This window comes from Streptomyces sp. NPDC002784, from assembly GCF_053592135.1.
The window spans coordinates 114,825-134,076 of sequence record NZ_JBSFVD010000004.1 but is presented as its reverse complement, the minus strand read 5'-3'; the positions used below and the strand labels follow the sequence as shown (position 1 = coordinate 134,076).

19 protein-coding genes and 1 riboswitch are annotated in these 19,252 nt (G+C 71.2%); of the genes, 8 read left to right on the top strand and 11 right to left on the bottom strand.

Features of this window, described 5'->3' with window-relative positions; all coding sequences use genetic code 11:
- Positions 1 to 15: 15 nt before the first annotated feature.
- From groL to thrC, 4 genes are all read right to left on the bottom strand, one after another.
- Positions 16 to 1,638, bottom strand: a complete 1,623-nt coding sequence (gene groL / locus ACWD1Z_RS10565) for a chaperonin GroEL (RefSeq protein WP_250071891.1) — start codon at positions 1,636 to 1,638, stop codon at positions 16 to 18.
- Between the two features lie 341 nt (positions 1,639 to 1,979).
- Positions 1,980 to 2,183 carry a cold-shock protein gene (locus ACWD1Z_RS10560; protein WP_010035953.1) on the bottom strand — a complete coding sequence of 68 codons (204 nt, stop codon included), beginning with the start codon at positions 2,181 to 2,183 and terminating at the stop codon, positions 1,980 to 1,982.
- A 430-nt stretch (positions 2,184 to 2,613) separates the two neighbouring features.
- The gene (locus tag ACWD1Z_RS10555) at positions 2,614 to 2,889 is read right to left on the bottom strand and encodes a MoaD/ThiS family protein (RefSeq protein WP_451117372.1); all 276 of its coding nucleotides are present in this window, start codon (positions 2,887 to 2,889) and stop codon (positions 2,614 to 2,616) included.
- Positions 2,886 to 4,172 (bottom strand): threonine synthase, encoded by a 1,287-nt coding sequence (gene thrC, locus ACWD1Z_RS10550; RefSeq protein ID WP_451117370.1) that lies wholly within the window; start codon positions 4,170 to 4,172, stop codon positions 2,886 to 2,888. The genes ACWD1Z_RS10555 and thrC overlap by 4 nt, the downstream gene beginning before the upstream one ends.
- 18 nt (positions 4,173 to 4,190) lie before the next feature.
- Positions 4,191 to 4,329, bottom strand: a riboswitch (SAM riboswitch).
- Between the two features lie 150 nt (positions 4,330 to 4,479).
- On the opposite strand from thrC, the gene ACWD1Z_RS10545 reads away from it, so the two are divergent.
- Together ACWD1Z_RS10545 and ACWD1Z_RS10540 are read left to right on the top strand one after the other, a co-directional pair.
- Entirely contained in the window at positions 4,480 to 5,451 is a 972-nt protein-coding gene (locus tag ACWD1Z_RS10545; RefSeq protein ID WP_451117368.1) for a glucosyl-3-phosphoglycerate synthase, read from the top strand.
- A 62-nt stretch (positions 5,452 to 5,513) separates the two neighbouring features.
- Entirely contained in the window at positions 5,514 to 6,902 is a 1,389-nt protein-coding gene (locus ACWD1Z_RS10540) for an alpha,alpha-trehalose-phosphate synthase (UDP-forming) (protein ID WP_451117366.1), read from the top strand.
- A 10-nt stretch (positions 6,903 to 6,912) separates the two neighbouring features.
- On the opposite strand, the gene otsB is transcribed toward ACWD1Z_RS10540, so the two are convergent.
- Genes otsB through ACWD1Z_RS10525 form a run of 3 tightly spaced genes read right to left on the bottom strand, consistent with a single transcriptional unit; the run spans position 6,913 to position 9,327 of the window.
- Positions 6,913 to 7,767, bottom strand: a complete 855-nt coding sequence (otsB, locus tag ACWD1Z_RS10535; RefSeq protein ID WP_451117364.1) for a trehalose-phosphatase — start codon at positions 7,765 to 7,767, stop codon at positions 6,913 to 6,915.
- A 43-nt stretch (positions 7,768 to 7,810) separates the two neighbouring features.
- Complete coding sequence (locus ACWD1Z_RS10530; RefSeq protein WP_451117363.1) at positions 7,811 to 8,044, bottom strand: DUF3263 domain-containing protein; 234 nt, start codon at positions 8,042 to 8,044, stop codon at positions 7,811 to 7,813.
- A 35-nt stretch (positions 8,045 to 8,079) separates the two neighbouring features.
- Positions 8,080 to 9,327 (bottom strand): extracellular solute-binding protein, encoded by a 1,248-nt coding sequence (locus ACWD1Z_RS10525; protein ID WP_451117361.1) that lies wholly within the window; start codon positions 9,325 to 9,327, stop codon positions 8,080 to 8,082.
- Between the two features lie 126 nt (positions 9,328 to 9,453).
- On the opposite strand from ACWD1Z_RS10525, the gene ACWD1Z_RS10520 reads away from it, so the two are divergent.
- The 3 genes from ACWD1Z_RS10520 to ACWD1Z_RS10510 all read left to right on the top strand — a co-directional run bounded on the left by ACWD1Z_RS10520 (position 9,454) and on the right by ACWD1Z_RS10510 (position 12,632).
- Positions 9,454 to 10,398 (top strand): ROK family protein, encoded by a 945-nt coding sequence (locus ACWD1Z_RS10520; RefSeq protein ID WP_451117359.1) that lies wholly within the window; start codon positions 9,454 to 9,456, stop codon positions 10,396 to 10,398.
- Positions 10,398 to 11,588: an N-acetylglucosamine-6-phosphate deacetylase gene (gene nagA / locus ACWD1Z_RS10515; protein ID WP_451117357.1), complete on the top strand. Its 1,191-nt coding sequence runs from the start codon at positions 10,398 to 10,400 to the stop codon at positions 11,586 to 11,588. Before ACWD1Z_RS10520 ends, nagA begins: the two co-directional genes overlap by 1 nt.
- A gap of 114 nt (positions 11,589 to 11,702) precedes the next feature.
- The gene (locus tag ACWD1Z_RS10510; RefSeq protein ID WP_451117355.1) at positions 11,703 to 12,632 is read left to right on the top strand and encodes a 1-phosphofructokinase family hexose kinase; all 930 of its coding nucleotides are present in this window, start codon (positions 11,703 to 11,705) and stop codon (positions 12,630 to 12,632) included.
- Here the strand turns inward: ACWD1Z_RS10510 and ACWD1Z_RS10505 are convergent.
- The gene (locus tag ACWD1Z_RS10505) at positions 12,629 to 13,576 is read right to left on the bottom strand and encodes a carbohydrate-binding protein (RefSeq protein ID WP_451117353.1); all 948 of its coding nucleotides are present in this window, start codon (positions 13,574 to 13,576) and stop codon (positions 12,629 to 12,631) included. The genes ACWD1Z_RS10510 and ACWD1Z_RS10505 overlap by 4 nt on opposite strands.
- A 118-nt stretch (positions 13,577 to 13,694) precedes the next feature.
- A complete protein-coding gene (gene cdgB, locus ACWD1Z_RS10500) occupies positions 13,695 to 15,347 on the bottom strand; it encodes a diguanylate cyclase CdgB (RefSeq protein WP_451117351.1) in 1,653 nt (550 codons plus the stop codon).
- A gap of 318 nt (positions 15,348 to 15,665) precedes the next feature.
- On the opposite strand from cdgB, the gene ACWD1Z_RS10495 reads away from it, so the two are divergent.
- Together ACWD1Z_RS10495 and ACWD1Z_RS10490 are read left to right on the top strand one after the other, a co-directional pair.
- Entirely contained in the window at positions 15,666 to 16,244 is a 579-nt protein-coding gene (locus tag ACWD1Z_RS10495) for a flavin reductase family protein (protein ID WP_451117350.1), read from the top strand.
- 48 nt (positions 16,245 to 16,292) lie between these two features.
- Positions 16,293 to 16,760 (top strand): GNAT family N-acetyltransferase, encoded by a 468-nt coding sequence (locus tag ACWD1Z_RS10490; RefSeq protein ID WP_451117348.1) that lies wholly within the window; start codon positions 16,293 to 16,295, stop codon positions 16,758 to 16,760.
- 307 nt (positions 16,761 to 17,067) lie between these two features.
- On the opposite strand, the gene ACWD1Z_RS10485 is transcribed toward ACWD1Z_RS10490, so the two are convergent.
- Positions 17,068 to 17,910 carry a sigma-70 family RNA polymerase sigma factor gene (locus ACWD1Z_RS10485; RefSeq protein ID WP_451117346.1) on the bottom strand — a complete coding sequence of 281 codons (843 nt, stop codon included), beginning with the start codon at positions 17,908 to 17,910 and terminating at the stop codon, positions 17,068 to 17,070.
- Between the two features lie 116 nt (positions 17,911 to 18,026).
- Entirely contained in the window at positions 18,027 to 18,464 is a 438-nt protein-coding gene (arfB, locus tag ACWD1Z_RS10480) for an alternative ribosome rescue aminoacyl-tRNA hydrolase ArfB (RefSeq protein WP_451117344.1), read from the bottom strand.
- 165 nt (positions 18,465 to 18,629) lie between these two features.
- Here arfB and ACWD1Z_RS10475 point away from each other — a divergent pair, with 165 nt between their 5' ends.
- Positions 18,630 to 19,205, top strand: a complete 576-nt coding sequence (locus ACWD1Z_RS10475) for a TerD family protein (RefSeq protein ID WP_451117342.1) — start codon at positions 18,630 to 18,632, stop codon at positions 19,203 to 19,205.
- Positions 19,206 to 19,252: the final 47 nt, after the last annotated feature.

The window sequence follows — 19,252 nt, the reverse complement described above, 5'->3', positions numbered from 1 at the left end:
ACCGACCGGAGTCGATCAGAAGTCCATGTCACCGCCCGGCATGCCGCCCGGAGCGGCCGCGGCGGCCTTCTCCGGCTTGTCGGCGATGACGGCCTCGGTGGTGAGGAACAGCGCCGCGATGGAGGCGGCGTTCTGCAGCGCGGAACGCGTCACCTTCGCCGGGTCGATGATGCCCTCGGCGATCATGTCGACGTACTCACCGGTCGCGGCGTTCAGGCCGTGGCCGACGGGCAGGTTGCGCACCTTCTCGACGATGACGCCGCCCTCGAGACCACCGTTGACGGCGATCTGCTTGAGCGGGGCCTCCAGCGCGAGCTTCACGGCGTTGGCGCCGGTCGCCTCGTCGCCCGAGAGGTCGAGCTTCTCGAAGACCGAGGAGGCCTGCAGCAGGGCCACGCCACCACCGGCGACGATGCCCTCCTCGACGGCCGCCTTGGCGTTGCGCACGGCGTCCTCGATGCGGTGCTTGCGCTCCTTGAGCTCCACCTCGGTGGCGGCACCGGCCTTGATGACGGCCACGCCGCCGGCCAGCTTCGCCAGACGCTCCTGCAGCTTCTCCCGGTCGTAGTCCGAGTCGCTGTTCTCGATCTCGGCGCGGATCTGGTTGACCCGGCCCTGGACCTGCTCCGAGGAGCCGGAACCGTCGACGATCGTGGTCTCGTCCTTGGTGATGACGACCTTGCGGGCCTTGCCCAGGAGGTCGAGGGAGGTGTTCTCCAGCTTGAGACCGACCTCCTCGGAGATGACCTCGCCGCCGGTGAGGATGGCGATGTCGTTCAGCATCGCCTTGCGGCGGTCGCCGAAGCCCGGGGCCTTGACGGCGACGGACTTGAAGGTGCCGCGGATCTTGTTGACGACCAGGGTCGACAGGGCCTCGCCCTCGACGTCCTCGGCGATGATCAGCAGCGGCTTGCCCGACTGCATGACCTTCTCCAGCAGCGGGAGCAGGTCCTTGACCGAGGAGATCTTGGAGTTGGCGATCAGGATGTACGGGTCGTCGAGGACGGCCTCCATACGCTCCATGTCGGTGGCGAAGTACGCCGAGATGTAGCCCTTGTCGAAGCGCATACCCTCGGTGAGCTCCAGCTCCAGACCGAAGGTCTGGGACTCCTCGACGGTGATGACGCCTTCCTTGCCGACCTTGTCCATGGCCTCGGCGATGAGCTCGCCGATCTGGGTGTCGGCGGCGGAGATGGAGGCCGTGGAGGCGATCTGCTCCTTGGTCTCGACGTCCTTCGCCTGCTCCAGCAGGGCGGCGGAGACGGCCTCGACGGCCTTCTCGATACCGCGCTTCAGGGCCATCGGGTTGGCACCGGCGGCGACGTTGCGCAGGCCCTCGCGGACCAGCGCCTGGGCGAGAACGGTCGCCGTGGTCGTACCGTCACCAGCGACGTCGTCCGTCTTCTTGGCGACTTCCTTGACCAGCTCGGCGCCGATCTTCTCGTACGGGTCCTCGAGCTCGATCTCCTTGGCGATGGAGACACCGTCGTTGGTGATCGTGGGGGCGCCCCACTTCTTCTCGAGGACGACGTTGCGGCCCTTGGGGCCGAGCGTCACCTTCACGGCGTCCGCGAGCTGGTTCATGCCGCGCTCGAGGCCGCGCCGCGCCTCCTCGTCGAACGCGATGATCTTGGCCATGTGAAGTGGTCCCTCCAGGACTGGGGGTGATTCCTTCGGACCGCGCCCGCGCCCGCGACGGACGGCTCGCCGGCCTGTGGTTCCTTGCCCCACCTGGCCTGCGGGCCTCACCGACCCGGTCCTTCGTTGTCACTCTCACCTTCAGAGTGCTAACGCCAATGATTAGCACTCGGGGTAGGCGAGTGCAAGCGGCTCTCGGGGATCGGGCCCCCTGTGTGCGGTTCTCATGCGGTTGCCGTCGGGTCCGCCGGGCACACGGAAGGGCTCGCACCCGGGGGGTTGGTCCCCTTGGTGCGAGCCCTTCAGCGGAAGACGTAGCTTGCGGTTCGTTGGTCGCGCGTTCAGGCAGATACGCGAACCATGTCGGCCTGCGGGCCCTTCTGGCCCTGCGAGATCTCGAACTCGACCCGCTGGCCCTCTTCCAGGGTGCGGTACCCGTCCATCTGGATCGCGCTGTAGTGGACGAAAACATCCGCACCACCGTCGACCGCGATGAAGCCGTACCCCTTCTCCGCGTTGAACCACTTGACGGTGCCCTGAGCCATGCCTAACTCCCCTATTACTGGCCCTTGCACAGATCCGCACTTCGCGGATCCGGGTCAGACCTCACCCCCCACGGTTTGGGGGCGTGCGCCGGAACGCGTCGACCGCGGCTGAATGTATCTGTCCAACTGCCGTCTGCAACAGGTCAATCGGACGAGAATTCTGGACGCGCACAGTCCGGAATGTAGTGAGAATTCGCCCGAACTCAGGGCAAGTCGGGCTCCATAAAAGGAGCAGATGACGCAAAAGGCGCGCACACTTTGGCTACTTCTCGTCGCATAGGGCTTCAGTACTCATATGCGCCCGGCATGCGAAGTGCGACGGGTTCCCCAACTGTACCGCGCTCAACCAAGCAGAATTGCCCCCTCCGTTTGTCTTACGGAGAGGGCAATTCGATGAACTCAGGGTAACGCGCCTTACCGACGGTAACGATCAGCCGCCGGCCACCGCCGGAATGATGGAAACTCCGGCGCCGTCGGGGGTCGCCGTCTGCAGGCCCTGCTCGAAGCGGACGTCGTCGTCATTGACGTACACATTCACGAAGCGGCGCAGCTTGCCCTGGTCGTCCAGGACCCGGGCGGCGATTCCGGTGTGGTTCTTCTCCAGGTCGGCGATGACCTCGGCGAGGGTGCCACCCTCGGCCGTCACCTCGGCGGCACCACCGGTGTAGGTGCGCAGGATGGTGGGGATGCGGACGTTGACGCTCATGAGTCGAGGCCAGCCTCTCGGAAGGAGTCGAGGTTCGGGCGGATCGTCGCGGTGAGGCCGGTGCCGGCCACCGCGTCGAGGGTCTTGAGGCCGTCGCCGGTGTTGAGGACGACCGTCGTCCTGGTGGGGTCGAGCAGGCCGTTCTCGATCAGCTTGCGCGTCACGCCCACCGTCACGCCGCCCGCCGTCTCCGCGAAGATCCCCTCGGTCCGGGCCAGCAGCTTGATCGCGTCGACCACCTGCTCGTCGGTCACGTCCTCCACCGCGCCGCCGGTGCGCCGGGCGATGTCCAGGACGTAGGGCCCGTCGGCCGGGTTGCCGATGGCCAGCGACTTGGCGATGGTGTTCGGCTTCTGCGGCCGGACCACGTCGTGGCCCGCCTTGTAGGCCACCGACACCGGCGAGCACCCCTCGGCCTGCGCGCCGAAGATCTTGTACGGCCTGTCCTCGACGAGCCCGAGCTTGATCAGCTCCTGCAGACCCTTGTCGATCTTCGTCAGCTGCGAGCCGGACGCGATCGGCACGACGATCTGGTCCGGGAGCCGCCAGCCGAGCTGCTCGCAGATCTCGTACGCCAGGGTCTTGGAGCCCTCCGCGTAGTACGGCCGCAGGTTGACGTTGACGAAGCCCCAGCCCTCGCCGGCCGGGTCGCCGATCAGCTCGGAGCAGAAACGGTTCACGTCGTCGTAGTTGCCCTCGATGCCGACCAGCTCGCCGCCGTACACCGCGGCCATCACGACCTTGCCCTGCTCCAGGTCGTGCGGGATGAACACGCAGGAACGGAAGCCGGCGCGGGCCGCGGCGGCGCCGACGGCACCGGCCAGGTTGCCCGTCGACGAGCAGGAGAGCGTGGTGAAGCCGAAGGCACGGGCGGCCTCCAGGGCCTGGGCGACGACCCGGTCCTTGAAGGAGTGCGTCGGGTTGCCGGAGTCGTCCTTCACATACAGACCGCCGGTCACGCCGAGTTCGCGGGCCAGGTTGTCGGCCTTGACGAGCGGGGTCCAGCCGGGGTTGAGGTTGGGCTTGCCGGCCACGTCCGAGGGGACGGGCAGCAGGGGCGCGTAACGCCAGATGTTCGCGGGTCCCGCTTCGATGCGCTTGCGGAGTTCCTCGGTGTCGTACGCCGAGAAGTCGTAGGCGATCTCCAGCGGGCCGAAACACTCCTCGCACGCGAAGACCGGGCCGAGCGGGACGCGGTGTCCGCACTCCCGGCAGCTCAGGGCGGCGGCGGGACCGAGATCGACAGTGGTGTTCCCGGTGCTTGCGACAGTCTGCACAGCCATGTGAGGCGAGGCCCTTTCTCCTCATCTTCCTCACGACGCATCTCGCCGTGAGACGGATTTGGCACCTTCCCTAGCCGGGAGCCTCGCGTGAACGAGACCGGCTGGAGGGTTGCCGGGGCTTCATCGGGCCGTATCCCTCTGCCCCTCTGGATGAGCGGTATGAAGTTGTGAACGCCGGGTCGGCCAGGACATGCGATGGTCACCCGCGTTGTTCAAGACTGTAACCGACGACCGGGACAGTTGAGATAGTCGTCCGAACGGCGAGATGGATCACAAACAGCGGATCACAAGCGAAGGAGCCGCCTACGTGCTGGAAGAAGTCGAGCGCTGGCTGAGCACCCGCTCCTGGTCGGTGACCGATCGCCCGCTCCACCAGATCATGGCCGCGAAGCGCAGCTCGGGCCAGTCCGTCTCCGTCGTGCTGCCCGCGCTCGACGAGGAGGAGACGGTCGGCGACATCGTCGCCGTCATCCGGCACGACCTGATGCACCAGGTCCCGCTGGTCGACGAGATAGTCGTCGTGGACTCCGGGTCCACCGACCGCACCGCCGAGGTCGCCGCGGCGGCCGGGGCGACGGTCGTGCACCGGGACGCGATCCTGCCGCGGCTGCCCGCCGTGCCCGGCAAGGGCGAGGTGCTCTGGCGCTCGCTGCTGGTCACCCGCGGCGACATCGTCTGCTTCATCGACGCGGACCTGAAGGAGTTCTCCTCGGACTTCGTCTCCGGCATCGTCGGCCCGCTGCTCACCGACCCCGGCGTGGACCTCGTCAAGGCGATGTACGACCGCCCGCTCATGGTGTCCGACGGGCGCGCCCCCGGCACGACGGCGGCGGGCCAGGGCGGCCGGGTCACCGAGCTGATGGCCCGCCCGCTGCTGAACATGCACTGGCCGCAGCTCGCCGGCTTCGTGCAGCCGCTCGGCGGGGAGTACGCGGCCCGCCGCTCCCTGCTGGAACAGCTCCCCTTCCCCGTCGGCTACGGCGTGGAGCTCGGCATGCTGGTCGACGCGCTGCACCTGGCCGGCCTCGACGCGCTGGCCCAGGTCGACGTCGGGGTGCGCAAGCACCGGCACCAGGACGGCCAGGCGCTCGGCCGGATGTCCGCCGCGATCTACCGCACGGCCCAGCTCCGGCTGGCCCGCGGACACCTCATCCGCCCCGCGCTCACCCAGTTCGAGCGCGGCGAGGACGGTTTCGAGCCGCGGACGTACTCGGTGGACACCGAGGAACGGCCGCCGATGGCGGAGATCGCGGAGTACGCGTCCCGCAAGGTGGCGTAACCCACGCCGCACGCGGCGCCTCGCACGTTTGAGCGTTTACGGCACGGGCTAGGTTGGAGCACATGGCTTCCATGTACGGCGCCGCTCAGGTGCTGGTCGCGTCGAATCGCGGCCCGGTCTCCTATGAAGTGCAGGAAGACGGCTCGCTGCGCACCAAGCGCGGGGGCGGCGGACTGGTGTCGGGCCTGTCGGCCATCGGCCCGGACGCCGGTGCCCTGTGGGTGTGCTCGGCGCTGTCCGACGGCGACCGCGAGGCGGTGCGGCGCGGGGTGGGCGAGGACGGCGTGCGGATGCTCGCCGTACCGGCCGAGGTGCACGCGGACGCGTACAACGGCGTCGCCAACTCCGTGCTCTGGTTCGTCCACCACATGCTCTACCAGACCCCGCTGGAGCCCACCTTCGACTCCGCGTTCTGGCGGCAGTGGGAGAACTACGTCCGCTTCAACCGGGCCTTCGCCGAGGCGCTGGCCGACGAGGCGGCCGAGGGGGCGGCGGTCCTGGTGCAGGACTACCACCTCACGCTGGTGCCGGGGCTGCTGCGCAAGCTCCGCCCCGACCTGCGCATCAGCCACTTCTCGCACACCCCGTGGGCCCCGGTGGACTACTTCCGCATGCTGCCCGACCAGGTGGCGCGCGAGGTGCTGGAGGGCATGCTCGGCGCCGACCGGCTCGGCTTCCTCACCCAGCGCTGGGCGGACGCGTTCACCGCGTGCTGCACGGAGCTGGCGGGCGGGCTCGGAGACACCGAGGTCGGGGTGCACGGGCTGGGGGCGGACGCGGACTTCCTGCGCCGCCGGTCGCACGAGGCGGACGTCGAGGAGCGGATGACGGCGCTGCGCGCGGAGATCGGGGAGGGCCGCCGGGCGATCGTCCGGGTGGACCGGACCGAGCTGTCGAAGAACATCGTGCGCGGGCTGCGGGCCTACCGGCAGCTCCTCGACGACCACCCCGAGTGGCGCGAGCGGGTCGTGCACGTGGCCTTCGCCTACCCCTCCCGGCAGGATCTCGCCGTCTACCGGGAGTACACGGCGGAGGTGCAGCGGGTCGCCGACGAGATCAACGCCCAGTACGGCACCCCGGGCTGGACTCCGGTCGTGCTGCACGTCAAGGACGACTTCGCGCGCTCCCTCGCCGCGTACCGGCTCGCCGACGTGGCCCTGGTCAACCCCATCCGGGACGGCATGAACCTGGTCGCGAAGGAGGTGCCGGTCGTCTCCGACGAGGGGTGCGCGCTGGTGCTGTCGCGGGAGGCGGGGGCGTACGAGGAGCTCGGCGAGCACGCGATCGTGGTGAACCCGTACGACGTCCTGGACACCGCGCGCGCCCTGCACGAGGCCCTGACGATGCCGCCGCACGAACGGGCCGACCGCTCCAAGCGGCTGGCCGCGGCGGCCACGGCCCTGCCCCCCGCGCAGTGGTTCATGTCCCAGCTGCGGGCGCTGACCGGCTGATCCCGCCGGCTCACCGCAGGTGCGCCGCCAGCTCGCTCAGCAGCGCCACCACTCCCGCGGGGCCCGGGACCACCAGGTCGGCCTTCTCCTGGAGCTCCGGGACCTGCTCGCTGCCCCTGCTGCACACCAGCAGGCCGGGGGTGCCGTCGGCGCGGAGTTTGTCGACGGCCGCGTAGGCGGGCAGGTCGCCCAGGTCGTCGCCGGCGAAGAGGACCGAGGTGGCGCCGGTCTCGCGGACGTAGCCGAGGAGGGCGACGCCCTTGTCCATGCCGGGCGGGCGCAGTTCCAGGACCAGCCGGCCCGGTTCGACGATCAGGCCGTGCCGGGCGGCCAGCTCGGCGAGGGGCTCGCGCAGGGCCTCGAAGGCGGCCTGCGGATCACCGGCCCGGCGGGTGTGCACGGCGACCGCGCTGCCCTTCTCCTCGATCCAGGTGCCGCGCCAGGCGCCGACCCCGTCGAGGAATCCGGGCAGCTCCGCGCGGACGACGGCGACCCCGGGGTCGGGGGCGGGGGCGCTGACGGTGCCGGTGCCCGCGTCCCAGCGCTCGGCGCCGTAGTGGCCGAGGACGACGAGACGCTCCAGGCCCGGCACCCCGGCGAAGCCGCCGTAGCGGACCGCGACTCCGGCGGGCCGGCCGGTGACCACGGCGACGGCGGCCACCTTCGGCGCGAGCGCGGCGAGCGCGCCCACCGCGTCCGGATGGGCCCGTGCCTGTTCGGGGTCCGGCACGATCGGCGCGAGGGTCCCGTCGAAGTCGATGGCGATCACCGCCCGCGAGGGTTCGGCGAGGATCGCGTCGAGGCCGGCCCGGCCGGCGGGGGTGACCGGGGTCGGCAGGGAGGTCGATTCGGTGTGGCTGCCCATACGGCGACCCTATCCAGCTCCGCCCTCGCCGGTCAGCAGGGCCTCACCGCTCCGCTCGCCGTGACGCGCGCACCCTGCGCAGCCGGTTCACCGTCACCGGGTCGTGCGCGAGGGCCCGCTCGTCGTCCAGGAGGGCGTTGAGGAGCTGGTAGTAGCGGACGGGGGCCAGGCCCAGTTCCTCGCGTATCGCGCGCTCCTTGGCGCCCGGGCCGGGGAAGCAGCGGCGTTCCAGGGCGAGGATGGACTGTTCCCTGGGGTTCAGCGGGTCCGGTGCCATACCTGGCACGGTAACCCCCGCCACCGACAGTCCGGCTACTCCGCGCTCTCCTCCGCCACCGCCGTCACCTGCAGCCGGCGCAGCACCGTGGCGGGGCTGCCGCCGGGGGCGACCGCGGTGCCGATCTTCTCCTTCACCGCAGCGCTGACCGCGGCCCAGGAGGTACGGCCCACCGGGTAGAGCTCGGAGGTGGGCAGGGCCTTGAGGAAGGGCCGCAGGTCGGCGTCCTGCTCCGCGGCGCTCATGGTGTCCCAGACCGAGTTCGTCACGGGCAGCAGGTCGTACTCGCGGGAGAAGGCGAGCACGTTCTTCTCGTCGTAGACGAAGTCGAGGAAGTCGCCGGTCTCCTTGGCGTGGCCGTTCTGCTTGAACGCCATCATCCAGTCCGCCACGCCCATGGAGACCTTGCTCGGGCCGTCCTCGCCCGGCATCGGCACCATGCCGAACTCCACGCCCTTCGCGGCGGCCGCCTTCATCAGCGAGGGGTGCCCGTTGAGCATGCCGACGTCGCCGTCCGTGAACGCCTCGAAGGCGTCGGCGCGGTTGAGCGAGGCGGGCGCGACCGGTCCCGTCAGCTCCTTGTCGACCAGCTCGTCCTTCAGCCAGCCGAAGGTCTCGATGTTCTCCGCGGAGTCGATGCCGTAGGTGCCGGCGTCGGTGTCGGTGTAGCCGCCGCCCCCGCTGAGCAGCCACTGCATGGTCTCCGCCTGCGCCTCCTCGGGACCGAGCGGCAGGGCGTACGGGTACTTCACCCCGTTCGCCTTCAGCGCCTCGGCGGCGGCGGCGAGCTCCTGCCAGGTCTCGGGGGGAGTGATGCCGGCCCGCTCGAAGAGGGATTTGTTGTAGAAGAGCAGACGTGTGGAGGAGGCGAACGGCATGCCGTACTGGGTGCCGTTGACCGCGCCCGCGGCGGCCAGCTGCGTGAGGAAGTCGGCCTGGGTGGTGATGGAGAGCAGCTCGCTGGCGGTGTACAGCTTCCCGGCCCTGGCGTAGTCCGCGTAGGCCCCGATCTGCGCCAGGTCGGGCGCCTTCCCGGCGTCCACGAGCTCCTTGACCTTGCGGTCGACCTCGGTCCAGGAGTAGACGCTGACCTCGACGTTCACGTCCGGGTGGGCCTTCTCGTACTCCTCGACCAGCGAGGCCCAGTACTTCCGGGAGCTGTTCGCCGCGCTGTCGCCGTAGTCGGCGGCGACCAGCCGCAGCGTGACCTCGTCCGACCCTCCGGTCAGGCCGCAGCCGCCCAGCACCGCCGTCATGCCCAGTGCGGACACCACCGCGATCATCCCTGCCCCACGCCGCTGCACCGCTCTTCAGCCCCAACCCTGCGAAAACTTTCGACCCGACGCCATAAGGTCTACACCACGTGAGTGGACTAGACCTCTCCCGGGTCGACGGGCCACACTGTCCCCGTGAGACATGTCATCGCCCTCGACGTGGGCGGCACCGGGATGAAGGCCGCCCTGGTCGGAGCGGACGGCGCTCTGCTGCACCAGGCCCGCCGGCCGACCGGACGCGAGCGCGGCCCCGACGCGGTCGTCGCGGGCATCCTCGACTTCGCCGCCGAACTGCGCGCGCACGGCGCCGAGACATTCGGCGAGCCCGCCGCCGCGGCCGGTGTCGCCGTCCCCGGCATCGTCGACGAGGCGGCCGGCATCGCCGCCTACTCGGCCAACCTCGGCTGGCGCGACGTACCCCTGCGGGAGCTGATCACCACCCGGCTCGGCGTCCCGGCCGCCCTCGGCCACGACGTACGCACCGGCGGCCTCGCCGAGGGCCGGGTCGGCGCGGGCCGGGGCACCGACCGGTTCCTGTTCGTGGCGCTCGGCACCGGCATCGCCGGCGCGATCGGGGTGGACGGGCGGGTGGAGGCCGGGGCGCACGGGTTCGCGGGCGAGATCGGCCATGTCGTCGTACGCCCCGGAGGCGCCCCCTGCCCCTGCGGCCAGCGCGGCTGCCTGGAACGGTTCGCCTCCGCGGCCGCGGTGAGCGAGGCCTGGGTCAGGGCGGACAAAAACCCGGACGCGGACGCGGCCGACTGCGCCAAGGCCGTCGCGTCCGGTGACCCGAACGCCGTGCGCGTCTGGCAGGAGGCCGTGGACGCCCTGGCCGACGGCCTGGTCACCGCCCTCACCCTGCTGGACCCGCGCACGCTGATCATCGGTGGCGGCCTCGCCGAGGCGGGGGAAACCTTGTTCACACCCCTGCGGGACGCCGTCCGGCGCAGGGTCACCTTCCAGAAGGTGCCGGAGATCGTCCCGGCGGCTCTGGGGGACACGGCCGGATGTCTTGGTGCGGGCCTCCTGGCCTGGGACCTGCTGGCCACAACAACTCGGATCCAGGAGGAATCGGCCTGATGGCAACCCCCCCAGGGGCGCGGCGAACTGCGCGCTCGGCCCCCACCGGCCCGCAGACGATCCTCAAGGGTGCCCGCGTAGTCATGCCCACAGGAGTCGTCAGCGAAGGCCAGGTGGTCATCGAGGGCGACCGCATCGCCGCGACCGCGCAAGAGAACGCCCAGTTCATCGACGTAGCCGGCCACTACCTGGTCCCCGGCTTCGTAGACCTCCACAACCACGGCGGAGGCGGAGCCTCCTTCACCTCGGGCACCGTCGACGAAGTACTGCAGGGCATCGACACCCACCGCCGCCACGGCACCACCACCCTCGTCGCCTCCACGGTCACCGGTGACATGGACTTCCTCGCCCAGCGCGCGGGATTCCTCTCCGAGCTGGCCGAGCAGGGCGACATCGCCGGGATCCACTTCGAGGGCCCGTTCATCTCCCCGTGCCGCAAGGGCGCGCACTCCGAGGAGCTGCTGCGCGACCCGGACCCGGCCGAGGTGCGCAAGCTGATCGACGCCGCGCGCGGCAAGGCCAGGATGGTCACCCTCGCCACCGAACTGCCCGGCGGCATCGACTCCGTACGGCTGCTCGCCGAGCACGGCGTCATCGCGGCGATCGGCCACACGGACGCGACGTACGAGCAGACGGTCGAGGCGATCGACGCGGGCGCCACCGTGGCGACGCACCTCTTCAACGCGATGCCCGCCCTCGGCCACCGCGCCCCGGGACCGATCGCGGCCCTCCTGGAGGACGACCGGATCACCGTCGAGCTGATCAACGACGGTACGCATCTGCACCCCGCCTCCCTGCAGCTGGCGTTCCGTCACGCGGGCGCGGACCGGGTGGCGTTCATCACCGACGCGATGGACGCGGCCGGCTTCGGTGACGGCCGGTACATGCTCGGCCCGCTGGAGGTGGAGGTCGCCGACGGCGTCGCCCGGCTGGTGGAGGGCGGCTCGATCGCCGGCTCGACCCTCACCCTGGACCGCGCCTTCAAGCGGGCGGTGACGGTCGACGGGCTGCCCGTGGAGGACGTGGTGAAGGCCCTGTCCACCAACCCGGCCCGGCTGCTGGGGATGTCCGACACGATCGGCTCGCTGGAGCCGGGCAAGTACGCCGACCTGGTGCTTCTGGACGACGCCTACGAGGTGAAGGGCGTGCTGCGCCGGGGTGCATGGGTGGTCGATCCCCAACTGGGCTGATCCGTCCGGCATCCGCGCGACGGCGGCCGTTCCGAGGGCTGGGACGGCCGCCGTCTCTTTGGCATGATCAGGACCGGAACAGACGGCACCACTGACCCGGGGAGGTCGGCCCGGGTGATCCTCACGGTCACGCTGAACACCGCTCTCGACATCACGTACCGCGTAGCGGCGTTGCGTCCGCACGCCTCCCACCGCGTCTCCGAGGTCCTCGAACGCCCCGGCGGCAAGGGCCTGAACGTGGCGCGGGTGCTGGCGGCCCTCGGCCACGAGGTGACCGCCACCGGCTTCACGGGCGGCGCGACGGGCCGGGTCGTACGCGAACTGCTCACCGACGGCACCGGGGTGGGCGACGCGCTCGTCCCGCTCGCCGGTACGACCCGCCGCACGATCGCGGTCGTCGACGGCCGCACCGGCGACACGACCCAGCTCAACGAGCCGGGCCCGGTCGTCACCCCCGCCGAGTGGTCCGCCTTCCAGGAGTCCTACGACCGCCTGCTCGCGTCGGCGGACGCGGTGGCCCTCTGCGGCAGCCTCCCGCCGGGCGTCCCGGTCGGCGCCTACGCCAGCCTGGTCCGCGCGGCACGCGCCGCGGGCGTCCCGGTGCTGCTGGACACCAGCGGCGAACCCCTGCGCCGGGCCGTCGCCGCCCGCCCGGACCTCATCAAGCCCAACGCCGACGAGCTGGCCGAGCTGACCGGCTCCCACGAGCCGTCGCGCGCCGTGCGGGACGCCCGCCGCCGCGGCGCCCGCTCGGTGGTCGCCTCCCTGGGCGCCGGCGGTCTGCTCGCCCTCACTCCGGAGGGCCGCTGGCGGGCCGTCCCGCCCGCACCGCTGCGCGGCAACCCGACCGGCGCGGGCGACGCGGCGGTCGCGGGCCTGGTGTCGGGCCTGGTCGAAGGTGTCCCCTGGCCGGACCGGCTGGCCCGCGCGGCGGCCCTGTCCGCGGCGAGCGTGCTGTCACCGGTGGCCGGGGAGTTCGACCGGCGGGCCTACGAGGACCTGCTGGGCCGGGTGGCCGTGACGGGCGAGACCGGCGCGGCCTAGCCCTTGACCTGCCCGGACTTCAGCCACAGCTGGTCCAGCAGGACGTTGCACTTGTCGCCCTCGGCGCAGGACACCGAGATGGTGTTGGTGCCCTTGTTGAGGGTCGGGTAGGCGTACGTGGTGGTCCAGCCCTTGGCGAAGTCGCCGTCGGCGGCGTTCGCGAAGTTGTCCATGCGCAGCTTGGAGCCGAACGGCTTGCCGTTGACCGTCAGCGTCATCGACTGGTCCTCCCCGGCCGCGCTGTAGCGCGCGAACAGCGTGTAGTCGCCGTCCGCGGGGATGCGGTCCACCGTCCAGGTCACGGAGTTGCCGACCTGGTTGAGGTTGCCGACGTAGAAGCCGCCGGAGGACTGGGCGCCCTGGACGTCCGAGGCGATCGCGGCCGTGCCGCCGAGGCGCAGCGCCTTGGCGTCGATCGGCTTGATCTCCTCCTTCTCCTCGGCGCTGCTGCTGGCCGACGGGCTCGGGTCCGTGCTCTGGGACTGGGTCGGCGTGGAGTCGGCCTGGCTGCCGCCGTCGTCGTCGCCTTCGCCGCCCGCCATCGCCACCGCGATACCGATGACGACGGCGGCGACCACCGCGATCGCGCCGATCAGCAGCCCCCTGGTGTTCGGCCCCCGGCCCCGGCCGCCGCCGCCGATGCCGTCGCTGTAGGAGGCCATCTGCTGCTGGGTGGTCGGGGCGCCGCCCGGGAAGGTCTCCGGGGCCGAGTAGTGCGCGTTCGGCTGGGCGTACCCGCCCTGCTGCTGCGGCACGTGTGCGTAGGGTGCCGCCGTCTGCTGGCCGTACTGCCGCTGGCCGACCGAGCGCACCCGGTTCACCGAGTTCGGGTAGCCGTAGCCACCGGACGGTGGCTGGGCGCCGTTGGCCTGCCCGTCGGCGTAGAGGTAGCCGAACGGGTCGTCGTCCTCGGGCGTAGTGGCGCCGTTGTTGCCGGACGTCATCCCTTGGTCTCCTCACCAGGTGCGGGGCGGATGCGGTACGTGTGACGAAGGGCGAGCCTACCCGCTCTGGCTGACCCGAACGGGTGACTCGGACCGCATCAGCTCGCTGACCTGGGCTTCATCCCGCACGTCTGTGCTGTTTGGGACGAGATCGTTTCTCTACGTACATCCGCTCGTCCGCGGATTTCAGCACCTCGTCCGCGGTCATGCCGCAGTGGGCCCACCCGATGCCGAAGCTGGCGCCCACCCGCACGGCGCGGCCGTCGACCCGGATCGGCTGGATGATCTCGTTGCGCAGCCGTACGGCCAGGTCCTGGGCGTCGGCCCGGCCGAGCCCGTCGGCCAGCACCACGAACTCGTCGCCGCCGAGCCGGGCCACGGTGTCGCCGTCCCGGACGGCCCCGGAGAGCCGGCGGGAGACCTCGATGAGGACGGCGTCGCCCGCGTTGTGCCCGAACCGGTCGTTGATCGACTTGAAGCCGTCGAGGTCGCAGAAGAGCACCGCGAGCCCCTTGGTGCCGTCGTCCTTGTCACCCTCGGGGGCGACGGTGTGGACGTGGTGGTCGTAGCCGTCGAAGGCCTCGGCGCCGGGGCGGAAGTCGAAGCCGTGGCCGTTGACGTCGTAGGCCGGGTGACCGTAGGCCGCGTCCAGGGACTCCAGGGCACCGGCGTGGGTGGGGCGCTGGCACAGCCGCGAGGAGAGCCGGGCGCGCAGTTCGGCGGAGTTCGGCAGCCCGGTCAGGGAGTCGTGGGAGGCGCGGTGGGCGAGCTGGAGCTCGCGCCGCTTGCGCTCCTCTATGTCCTCGACGTGCGTCAGCAGGAAGCGCGGTCCGTCGGCGGCGTCGGCGACCACGCTGTTGCGCAGGGACACCCAGACGTAGGTGCCGTCGCGGCGGCCGAGGCGGAGCTCGGCGCGCCCGCCCTCGGCGGAGGTCCTGAGCAGGGTGCCGATGTCCTCGGGGTGGACGAGGTCGGAGAAGGCGTAGCGGCGCATCGCGGAGGCGGGGCGGCCGAGCAGCCGGCACAGGGCGTCGTTGGTGCGCAGGATCCGGCCGTGCTGGTCGCCGCCCATCTCGGCGATGGCCATGCCGGAGGGGGCGTACTCGAAGGCCTGCCTGAAGCTTTCCTCGCTGGCGCGCAGCGCCTGCTGCTCGCGCTCCAGCCTGACCAGCGCGCGCTGCATGTTCGCCCGCAGGCGGGCGTTGCTGATCGCGATGGCGGCCTGGAACGCGTACATCTGGAGCGCCTCGCGCCCCCACGCGCCCGGCAGCCGGCCGTTGCGCGGGCGGTCCACGGACAGGACGCCGATCAGCTCGCCGCTGCCGCTGCCGTGCACGCCGGGCGTGTACATGGGGGCGAAGAGCCGGTCCGAGGGGTGCCACTCGTCCTCGAAGCGGGGCGCGGGCCCGTCGGTGTACCACTGCGGGACGTCGTCGTCGTCGAGGACCCAGCCCTCGGTGTGCGGGATGAACACCAGGTCGCCCCAGTGCTCGCCCATGCTCAGCCGGCGCTCCCAGGACTCGCGGGAGCCGGTCCTGCCGGTGATCAGCGCCTCGGCGGCGGGGTTCCCGGCGAGGGCGGCGACGACGAGGTCGCCGTCGGGGCGGACCAGATTGACGGCCGCGAGCTCGTAGCCGAGGCCGGTGACGACGCCGTCGGCGACGGTCTGAAGCGTGTCCGCCAGGCTGCGCGCGGTGTTCATGTCCGCCATGACCTGGTGCAGTTGTCGCAGGGTCGCAAGACGGACGTACGGCTCCGACTCGGTCTCCATGCTCGCCCTCCCCCCGAGACCTCGCAGCGAATCAAGGGTTGTCTTCGGCGTGTTTTCTGTACGGGGCCCTTGCTGTTCTTGATGAAGGTTCCCCGCCACTGAATCACAGCGCGCTGCCCACCCGGTACACAGGGTCAACAATTACCGGCCCTTGTGACTCAAGTCACAGCTAAAGATGAACAATTGCGCAGTGTTTCTGCGTTTTTCCGGTGCGTTTACCGACCGCAAACCGTGGGTGCCGTCGGTCGGAGGTCCTAGGTCCGTTCTCGGCCCCGGGCCCGATGCGGTGGCCTCGCCCCGGAGACTAGCGTTTCCGGCGTGCCGAACACTCCCCGCGCCGCGCAGGTCCCGATCACCGCACCCGCCCTCGCCGGGCATGCTGAGGGGGTGAGCAACGACGAGTTCCGCGCCGCCATGTCCCGGCTGGCCGCCGGAGTGGTCCTGGTGACCGCCTTCGAACCCCCGCTCGCCGCCGACGGGCCGAAGGGGGAGGACGTGGGCATGACGGCGACGGCGTTCATGTCGGTCTCGCTGGACCCGCCGTTGGTCCTGGTCAGCCTCCGCACGGGCGCCCGGATGGACGAGCTGCTCGACGAGCAGCCCCTGTGGGCGGTCTCCGTGCTGTCCGAGAGCCAGCGGCACATCGCCGGGCGCTTCGCCATGAAGGGCCGCATCAGCGACCGCCTCCTCTTCGAGGACATCCCCTACGTCCGCGGCGCGGCGACCGGTGCCGCGCTGGTGGGCGGCGCGCTGGCCACCCTGGAGTGCCGCACCGAGCAGCGGGTGGAGGCGGGCGACCACACCCTGGTGATCGGCCGGGTCCTGACGGCGGGCGTGCCGAGCGCGGAGGGCGGGCCGCTGACGTATTTCCGCGGTCGCTATCGCCAATTGGGCTGAGCCGGAATTCACATGACGGGGTGTGAACTTCCTGCCTAGTGTGCGCGCATGACGACGCCCGGACCCCGCCTGGAAACCCTCACTCCGAAGAATGTCGAGGACGCCCTCGCCATCCGGATCCGCCCGGACCAGGAGGACGCGGTCGAGCCGGTGGCGCACTCGCTGGCCGAGGCCTATGTCTGGCCCGGGGTCGCCTGGCCCCGCCTGATCGTCGACGAAGGCCGGGCGGTGGGCTTCCTGATGGCGTTCCTCGACATCGACTGGAAGGGCGACGGCACCCTCATCCGCTCCGGCCTGTGGCGTCTGAACATCGCGGCGCAGGAACAGGGCCGGGGCTACGGCCGCTTCGCGGTCGAGTCGGTGGCGGCGGAACTGCGCCGCCGGGGCGGCACCGAGATGTACGTCACCTGGCACCCCGGCCCGACCGGCCCGGAGAACTTCTACCTCGGCCTCGGCTTCGCCCCGAACGGGGAGACGAGCGGAGGCCAGACGGTAGGCGTCCTGAAGGTCTCCTGACCGAGCCACGCCTGCAGCCCGGCCAGCCAGTCACCCCCCGCCCAGCCGCCTCGGCCACGGCTTCGACCGAACGGCGTGACGAGCGAGGCCCGGCGGGAAGGGGCCCGAAGCTCCCCTGGCTCAGCCGCATCTCCGGCCCGCCCAAGCCGCCTCGGCCACGGCTTCGACCGAACGGCGTGACGAGCGAGGCCAGACGGCAGGCGTCCTGAAGGTCTCCTGACCGAGCCACCGAGCCTGCGCGGCCCGTCACGCGAGCCGGACCTCCAACCCGGCCAGCCTGACCGAGCCACCGAGCCTGCGTGGCCCGTCACGCGAGCCGGACCTCCAGCTCTGCCAGGCGCTCGGGGGACGTGACGATGTCGATGGCGGCGATCCGGTCCCGTACGACCGTGAAGGCCAGCACCCGGTCCACCCGCCCGTCGACCAGCGCCGCGAGGCCCGCCCGACCGTCCACCAGCGCGGGCCGGGTGAGGCCCGCGAGGGCGGCGTAGCCGGAGGCGCCCCTGGCCACGGCGAGGGCACCGGTCGCCACCCCTGCCTCGCTCCGCGCCACCACATCCGGGTCGAGCACCCCGACCAGCGCGTCGAAGTCCCCGTCCCGGACGGCGGCGAGGAAGGCGTCCACGACCGCCCGCTGCCGCGCCGGATCCCCCGCCGCCGGTTCCGCGCCCCGCACCCGGCGCCGGGCCCGGCTGGCGAGCTGCCGGGTGGCGGCGGGCGTACGGCCGAGCACGGTCGCGATCTCCTCGTAGGGAACCGCGAACAGGTCGTGCAGCACGAACGCGAGCCGTTCGGCGGGGGTGAGGGTGTCCAGGACGACGAGCAGCGCGACCCCGACCGAGTCGGCGAGCAGCACGTCCTGCTCCGGGTCCGCCCCGGCCGCGGGCCGCGGGCCTACGGTGTCCAGGGGCCGCTCGCCGCGGGAGCCGCGGGAGCGGAGCATGTCGAGGCAGACCCGGCCGACGACGGTGGTCAGCCAGCCGCCGAGGTTGTCGATCCGCGCGGCCTCGGACCGGCTGAGCCGGAACCAGGCCTCCTGCACGGCGTCCTCGGCCTCCGCGGCGGAGCCCAGCACGCGGTGGGCGACAGCGTGCAGACGCCCTCGGTGCGCCTCGAAGCGCTGGGCGAGTACGTCGTGGTCGGTGGTCATCGGTCCCTCACACCCTCTCGTCGTGACCCGTGCGGTCACTGACATGACGGAGGGGACGAAGGCGATGTGACGGGGTGAGGTGACGGGGTACCGAGACAGACGGCTGCCGCCGGTCACTATCCCCAGCCACGGCCCGAGCGGCCCCGCTTGGTGTCCGAGCGCTGCTTCTTCTCCCGCAGCCGCCGTTCGTTGATGCCCCGGGGGATGCGGGTGGCCCTGCGCGGCTTCGGCGGCGGCGCCGTGGCCTCCGCCAGCAGCGCCGCGAGGCGCACCGCCGCGGTCTCGCGGTTGCGCCACTGGGAGCGGTGCTCGGAGGAGCGGACCGTGACGACGCCGTCGACCAGGCGCCCGGCCAGCCGTTCCAGCGCACGCTGCTTCCACACCTCGGGCAGCGCCTCGGTGCGCGCGAGGTCGAAGCGGAGCTCCACCTGGGAGTCGCTGGTGTTGACGTGCTGTCCGCCGGGCCCCGAGGAGCGCGAGAAACGCCACAGGAGCTCGGCCTCGGGGAGCGAGACGGAGCCGCGAACGACGTAAGGACCGGACATGCCGTCCATCGTCGCGCGTCTGTCCGGTCCACGTCACGCGAATATCCCGGGGACCTCCGAAAGGGCGAGTAAAGAAAGTAAAGCGACGGGGAACCTCGCGTACCCCTCTCGACGTTCATAGGGGTAGCTGTAGCTTCGTGCTCGTACGCAAAACGAGGGAAGGGACTCCCAACAATGGCTGTAAGCCTGTCCAAGGGTGGCAACGTCTCGCTCACCAAGGAGGCTCCGGGCCTGACCGCCGTCACCGTGGGCCTCGGCTGGGACGTCCGCACCACCACCGGCACGGACTTCGACCTCGACGCCTCCGCGATCGCGGTCAACACGCAGGGCAAGGTCTACTCCGACGCCCACTTCGTGTTCTTCAACAACAAGCAGACCCCGGACCAGACCATCGTCCACACCGGCGACAACCGCACGGGTGAGGGCGAGGGCGACGACGAGGCGATCAACGTCAACCTGGCGGGCCTCCCGGCCGACATCGAAAAGATCGTCTTCCCGGTCTCGATCTACGACGCCGAGAACCGCTCGCAGAACTTCGGCCAGGTCCGCAACGCCTACATCCGCATCCTCAACCAGGCCGGCGGCGCCGAGATCGCGCGCTACGACCTGTCCGAGGACGCGGCGACGGAGACCGCCATGGTCTTCGGCGAGCTGTACCGCAACGGCGCGGAGTGGAAGTTCCGCGCGGTCGGCCAGGGCTACGCCTCGGGCCTGGTCGGCATCGCCCAGGACTTCGGCGTCAACGTCTGACCGTTCGCACCGATCCACCCGAACCCCCGGCTCCGGCCGGGGGTTCG

Coding starts and splice junctions, on each gene's coding strand:
- groL (WP_250071891.1), bottom strand. CDS start 1,638: ATGGCCAAGATCATCGCGTTCGACGAGGAGGCGCGGCGCGGCCTCGAG.
- ACWD1Z_RS10560 (WP_010035953.1), bottom strand. CDS start 2,183: ATGGCTCAGGGCACCGTCAAGTGGTTCAACGCGGAGAAGGGGTACGGC.
- ACWD1Z_RS10555 (WP_451117372.1), bottom strand. CDS start 2,889: ATGAGCGTCAACGTCCGCATCCCCACCATCCTGCGCACCTACACCGGT.
- thrC (WP_451117370.1), bottom strand. CDS start 4,172: ATGGCTGTGCAGACTGTCGCAAGCACCGGGAACACCACTGTCGATCTC.
- ACWD1Z_RS10540 (WP_451117366.1), top strand. CDS start 5,514: ATGGCTTCCATGTACGGCGCCGCTCAGGTGCTGGTCGCGTCGAATCGC.
- otsB (WP_451117364.1), bottom strand. CDS start 7,767: ATGGGCAGCCACACCGAATCGACCTCCCTGCCGACCCCGGTCACCCCC.
- ACWD1Z_RS10530 (WP_451117363.1), bottom strand. CDS start 8,044: ATGGCACCGGACCCGCTGAACCCCAGGGAACAGTCCATCCTCGCCCTG.
- ACWD1Z_RS10525 (WP_451117361.1), bottom strand. CDS start 9,327: ATGATCGCGGTGGTGTCCGCACTGGGCATGACGGCGGTGCTGGGCGGC.
- nagA (WP_451117357.1), top strand. CDS start 10,398: ATGGCAACCCCCCCAGGGGCGCGGCGAACTGCGCGCTCGGCCCCCACC.
- ACWD1Z_RS10505 (WP_451117353.1), bottom strand. CDS start 13,576: ATGACGTCCGGCAACAACGGCGCCACTACGCCCGAGGACGACGACCCG.
- cdgB (WP_451117351.1), bottom strand. CDS start 15,347: ATGGAGACCGAGTCGGAGCCGTACGTCCGTCTTGCGACCCTGCGACAA.
- ACWD1Z_RS10490 (WP_451117348.1), top strand. CDS start 16,293: ATGACGACGCCCGGACCCCGCCTGGAAACCCTCACTCCGAAGAATGTC.
- ACWD1Z_RS10485 (WP_451117346.1), bottom strand. CDS start 17,910: ATGACCACCGACCACGACGTACTCGCCCAGCGCTTCGAGGCGCACCGA.
- arfB (WP_451117344.1), bottom strand. CDS start 18,464: ATGGACGGCATGTCCGGTCCTTACGTCGTTCGCGGCTCCGTCTCGCTC.
- ACWD1Z_RS10475 (WP_451117342.1), top strand. CDS start 18,630: ATGGCTGTAAGCCTGTCCAAGGGTGGCAACGTCTCGCTCACCAAGGAG.